Source organism: Mesorhizobium sp. M7A.F.Ca.US.014.04.1.1 (assembly GCF_003998745.1).
GTDB classification, from domain to species: domain Bacteria; phylum Pseudomonadota; class Alphaproteobacteria; order Rhizobiales; family Rhizobiaceae; genus Mesorhizobium; species Mesorhizobium ciceri.
This window is the reverse complement of sequence record NZ_RZRW01000408.1, coordinates 1-5,287: the sequence shown is the minus strand read 5'-3', so window position 1 is coordinate 5,287 and position 5,287 is coordinate 1. Positions and strand designations below refer to the sequence as shown.

The 5,287-nt window shown below is 59.5% G+C and carries 6 protein-coding genes; 2 read left to right on the top strand and 4 right to left on the bottom strand.

Going from position 1 to position 5,287, the window contains the following annotated elements:
- On the bottom strand, positions 1 to 1,541 hold a 1,541-nt coding region (locus tag EOA22_RS23530), incomplete at its 3' end, for an HAD family hydrolase (RefSeq protein ID WP_127390247.1).
- 234 nt (positions 1,542 to 1,775) lie between these two features.
- Between EOA22_RS23530 and EOA22_RS23525 the strand changes: the two genes are divergently transcribed.
- Positions 1,776 to 2,282: a ferritin-like domain-containing protein gene (locus tag EOA22_RS23525; RefSeq protein WP_013531567.1), complete on the top strand. Its 507-nt coding sequence runs from the start codon at positions 1,776 to 1,778 to the stop codon at positions 2,280 to 2,282.
- A gap of 59 nt (positions 2,283 to 2,341) precedes the next feature.
- Here EOA22_RS23525 and EOA22_RS23520 read toward each other — a convergent pair whose 3' ends face one another.
- The 3 genes from EOA22_RS23520 to EOA22_RS23510 form a co-directional block, all read right to left on the bottom strand.
- Positions 2,342 to 2,491 carry a hypothetical protein gene (locus EOA22_RS23520; RefSeq protein ID WP_013531568.1) on the bottom strand — a complete coding sequence of 50 codons (150 nt, stop codon included), beginning with the start codon at positions 2,489 to 2,491 and terminating at the stop codon, positions 2,342 to 2,344.
- Between the two features lie 40 nt (positions 2,492 to 2,531).
- On the bottom strand, positions 2,532 to 3,503 hold the full coding sequence (locus EOA22_RS23515) for an SDR family oxidoreductase (protein WP_024505521.1): 972 nt from the start codon (positions 3,501 to 3,503) through the stop codon (positions 2,532 to 2,534).
- Positions 3,504 to 3,810: 307 nt separating this feature from the next.
- A complete protein-coding gene (locus EOA22_RS23510; protein ID WP_013531570.1) occupies positions 3,811 to 4,506 on the bottom strand; it encodes a TetR/AcrR family transcriptional regulator C-terminal domain-containing protein in 696 nt (231 codons plus the stop codon).
- A 192-nt stretch (positions 4,507 to 4,698) separates the two neighbouring features.
- Between EOA22_RS23510 and EOA22_RS23505 the strand changes: the two genes are divergently transcribed.
- The gene (locus EOA22_RS23505; protein ID WP_027161647.1) at positions 4,699 to 5,181 is read left to right on the top strand and encodes a RidA family protein; all 483 of its coding nucleotides are present in this window, start codon (positions 4,699 to 4,701) and stop codon (positions 5,179 to 5,181) included.
- Positions 5,182 to 5,287: the final 106 nt, after the last annotated feature.

Here is a 5,287-nt window from a genome sequence, read left to right as displayed (position 1 = left end):
CGCAAATGAAACTCCCAGGTCTTGTCATCTATGCCCTCGGCGATCTGAGCGAAGATCATCAGATTGTGAGCCCTGAGATTCATCGCATTCTCAGGGCCATGGAAATAGAAGCTGCCGGCTTCGTCGAGCTGGCCTTCGGCATATTTCCGGCTGTGCCGCTTGAGTGACTGACGTGGTTCGACCACTTTGACCGTCTTGACTTTTTTGCCTGCCTGCGGCCGCCAGAACAGCACGCGCGCACCTTTCGGGCTGGGGATGACCTTCGGCGGCTCAATGCCGGTTTCACGGCAGAAGACCTTCACGACGTCCTTTGCCTTGGGGCCAAGCGCAATGATGGCTGTCACCAGGCGCAAGGCGTCTGTCGAGATCGCCTCGGGGTGAACGGTGATCAGGATTGTGCCAGGCAATTCCAATGACAGAACCGCCCGCGTATCGTCGCGCCGCTTGGGCAGAAGATGATGCGCTTCATCGATCACGAGCCAGTGCGGTCTCGCGGTGCGCCGGCGGAAACTGCTGAGGCCAGGCAGCAGGTCGGCAAAGAAATCCGGCCTCTCGTCGACCCGCAGGGCCAGTCCATTGACGACTATGTTGCTGTCGGCCTTGGCGATCAGATCGAGCACTTGCGCCTTTGTCGGCGCGCTTGAGCCGTCTCCCAGGCGAACGGCGCCTTCGAGGCCATCATAGTCGCCTTCGGGATCGAAGACACAAAACTGAAAGCCGCTTTCGACGAAGCGTTCGGTCAGCGCGGTGGCCAAGGTGGATTTACCGATACCGGAACTCCCGGCAATGAGGATCGTGTCGCTCGGCGACAGGTAGGTATCATCGCCGCCAGATGATCCAAGAACGATGCCGTCATGGCGCTTCGGCACTATCGCGTGATCACGCTTTATCAGCTTTGCGATCAGTTGCTCCACGCCTTTGCCTCGGGCGCCAGGCATGATCAGGTTGGCTGTATCCTTGACCGCCGGAATTGCATTGTCGACGGCGACGCTGCAGCCACAGGCTTGCAGGAACGCATGATCGTTCTCGGCGTCGCCGACGCCGACGACGTTGTGCGGCGAAAGTCGAAGGTCCTGAAGGGCCGCGGCGAGCCCGGTGGCTTTGTTGATGCCGCTCGGCAGGATCATCACCGCGCCCTTGTTGAAGATGATTTCCAGTTCGAGACCCATCTTCTTGATGACCTCAAGCACGGTCGCTTGATGCGGTTCCCAGGTCGCGACGATCGATCGTCCGACCGAAAGCGGCTTGACGCCCTGCCTCTTCAACCTGGCGACGAATTTGGGCTCGGGCGGCGGGGCGATCACCCGCTCTTCCTCGCTGGCCGGCGTGTAGATCATCGCGCCATTCTCAGCGACGACCTTGTCGAAGAGGCTAAGCTCGGGAAAGACGCCCTTGAGATCGGGCAGTTCACGCCCGGTGACGAGAACCAGCTTGCGGCCGCTTTTCTTGAACCGCTCAAGCGCAGTGAGCGTTTTCTTGGCGACGACCCCATCATGAGCCAGCGTGCCGTCATAGTCAGTCGCCAATGCAATGAAATACATTCCGCCAACCCTTCTCGGTTCCGATTGCTCTGCGGCTAGAACGTGTGATCGAGACAAAGGCTCCCCGCCGACCGGATCGAGGTCTTGGAGAAGGGGGAACGGTCCGCCCTCGGAAATCAGGAACTCCTTCGGTGCCGGCACGTTGACCAGAGAAGCCGGGAACCGTCCCGGTCTTTGTTGGCGGCGCAAACCCCGTCGCCGAAATCCACACCAAGCGCAATGAAAGGTAAGGCCATGGGCTTCTTTTCGAAGGACATAAAGACACTCGACGATCTCTTCGTGCACACGCTGCGCGACATCTATTACGCCGAAAAGCAGATCGAGAAAGCGCTGCCGAAGATGATCGACAAGGCAACCGACCCGCAATTGAAAGCCGGATTTGAAAAGCACCTCGATCAGACGAGAGGCCATGTCGAGCGCGTCGAACAGGTGTTTGAGTTGCATGGCGTCAAGGCCAAGGAGGTCAACTGTCCGGCAATCGACGGCATTCTCGAGGAGGCCGACGATGTGAGCGGTGACGTCGATGACAAGGAGGTTCTCGACGCGGCGCTGATTGCTTCGGCGCAGGCCGTCGAACACTACGAGATGACGCGCTACGGCACGCTCATCGCCTGGGCCAAGCAGCTTGGCCGCACCGACTGCGCCAATGTGCTGGCCAAGAATCTCAAGGAAGAACAGGCGACAGATCGCAAGCTCACCGAAATGGCGGAAAGCAAGATCAACCTGCAGGCAGCCGAATAAGGCTGCAATCCGGCCGGCTGGTAACTCGGCCGGCCGGATTGCCGGTAGGTTCCATCCCGTCAGCGAGACGGGTCGACGCCCAGTGCCGCTGATTGCTTGCGCAGCGCCTCACCGTCATCCTGCGGCACATGCCGAGCAGACCCTGCGGTTTCCGTGTAGATGCGATACGCTACACAAGCGAACGCCACCATGAAAAGCAGACGGCCCATCCATCCTACTCCTTCGTTGCGGACTTCGTTTCGGCCATCCTCAGTACCCTCCGACGACGGGCAAGATTTCGCCGGTGATGTAGCTCGAGCAATGCGGCGAAGCGAGGAACACATAGGCCGGCGCGAGCTCTTCCGGTTGCGCTGGTCGTTTCATTGGCGTGTCGGCGCCGAATTTCGAGACGTCGTCAGCTTCCTTGTCCGACGGATTGAGCGGCGTCCACACCGGACCCGGTGCTACCGCATTCACCCTTATGCCCTTGCCGATGAGATTGCCCGACAGGGCCCGCGTGAAAGCATGAATGCCGCCCTTGGTCATCGAATAGTCGACCAGCTGTTTTGAACCGTCGATACCGGTTACCGAACCGGTGTTGATGATCGCCGAACCGGGTTTCATGTGCGGCACCGCTTCCTGCGCCATATGAAAATAGCCGTAAAGATTGGTCTTCAACGTCGTGTCGAAATGTTCTTCGGTGAGCTCGCCGAAGTCGCTGGAATGGATCTGGAACGCAGCATTGTTGACCAGCACGTCGATGCGGCCGAATTTTTCAACGGTCTCCATGACCGCCTTGTGGCAGTGGCTGCGTTCGCTGACATCGGCCTTGACCAGGAGGCAGCGTCGTCCCTCCTTTTCCACCGCGGATTTGGTCTCTTCAGCGTCCTTGTCCTCGGCCAGATAGACGATCGCGACGTCGGCGCCCTCGCGGGCGAACAACACCGCCACCGAGCGGCCGATGCCCGAATCGCCGCCCGTGATGAGCGCTACCTTTTGGTTGAGTTTTTTCGATCCGAGATAGTAAGGCGCATCGTACAGCGGCGCCGGCTCTATGGCCCATTCATGTCCCGGTTTGGGCTGATGTTGCTCAGGGAAGGGGGGCTCGGGATATTCGCGGGCGCCAGCCTGCATGGCGCCTTGAAGCTTCCCATCGCCTTTCGATTTGTCCTTGGCATCGATGCCACGTTGGATATGGCGCTGCTTGGCCGCTTCACCGGCTATTTCCGACTTCATCTGCATGATCGTCTCCTTGGCTTGGAGAGAAAACAACGCATGTCGGCCAAAAAGGTTTTGCGCAAAAGATCGACTGCAGAGAGGATTCCGACCAGCGGTTGGCAATGCGTGGCGACGACATCGCCAACTGCAACAATTCAGCTGCAATGCAGCCGCACCAGCCACCGCCGCGATGGGATCGAGCATCTGGGGCTTGCCCGCTGCCTGCGCCGCCTTGGCGGCGAGCCAAACGTGATGATGTGGACTGGGAAGCTCTTGCGTCGCGTGCGCAAAGCAGCGCCATCCGGTCTGCTCCGGGCGGAGCGCCGGAATTCTATCTTGGCGAGAGGCCGTCGAGCAGGAAGTCGAGGCCTCTTCGGAAGGCGCCATCCCAATCGTTGTCCAACAGCAGACGAGAGCGTTCGATTGTCGGGTAGTGTTCGCTGAGATGTGTAAGACGCTGCTGTGCGGCTGCCCTGTCTTCTTCCGAGAGATCGAAGCTTGCCCGGGTGAGGGTGGCGCCCATCACATAGTTCCAGAGCGACCATATCGCGGCGTTCAGATCCGCGTCCGCAACACCGGCTCTGGACAAGGTCTTGCTCAGCATTTCCAGGCGACCGAGAATGTTCCGACCGAGCGCCCGGCGCGGCAACAGCGATGCCGACCAAGGATGGCGCAACATTCTGGCGCGCCAGTCTTCGAGCATATGAACGACGTCTCCGCGCCAGTCCGGAGACTCACCTGTTTCAGGCGATCCGCGATGTTCGAGCACCGAATCGACTGCTAGATCAAAGACATCCTCCTTGTTGTCGACGTGCCAATATAGACTCATCACACCCGAGCCGAGGCGATCGGCCAGCCGACGCATTGTCAATCCGTCTATGCCCTGGGCGTCCAGCAGTTCCACCGCGGTCGCCACGATACGCTCTCGAGACAGCGGCGGCTCGGTGCTCGCTTGCTGCACGGGCTGGAGCGACACGCTTATCCGTTGATCCCCTTTGCTCCGGGCGCCGCTGCGTTTGGCTACCATCCGTCGTCCTCGCTTTTTCAGAACATCGATTTTGACCGGCAACGCGACAAATGTCGATCTTGAGCGATTGACTCGTACGACGTACCATACGATGACTCGTACATCGCACGATTCACGTAGCGATTAGGTTAAAGTTCAATCTGCAGGCGCCAGGGTAGGTTGCTCGCAGGCTGCGGAGCCAAGCGAAAAACCATGTCACGCGCAATCAAGCATCTGCTTATCGGAGGGCTAATCATCATGACCATTGCAGTCCCCACTGCGTCGCCGGCGAACGAGTTCAAGCTGACTATTGTCAATCCACAGGCACTCTACGACCCGTCGCCGAATGGCTACAGCACCGCCGTAATCGCACCGCTCGGAGCTCGGATCGCCTACATCTCCGGGCAGGGCGGCCAAGACAGCACAGGAACCTTGTCACCGGATTTCGCCGTCCAGGTGAAGCAGGCCTACGCAAATTTGCATGCTGCGCTTGAGGGCATCGGCGCCAAGCCGGATCAGGTGGCGAAGCTCACGGTCTTCGTGGTCGACCACGACATGTCCAAGCTCGAGGTGTTGACCAGGAACGTCAAGGACATGTTCGGCGAGGCGCTGCCGGCGCAGACTCTGGTTCCCGTTCCCAAGCTTGCAATCGATCCCATGCTTTTCGAGGTGGAGGCCACCGTTATTCTGGAATAGTCGCTCCGATTGACCCGATCGTTCGAACAAAGAGTCGAGCGCGCTGCCGACGGCTGCGCGCTCACAATATCGAGCGGATGTTTCCAAGCCTCACGTGTTTCCAGGC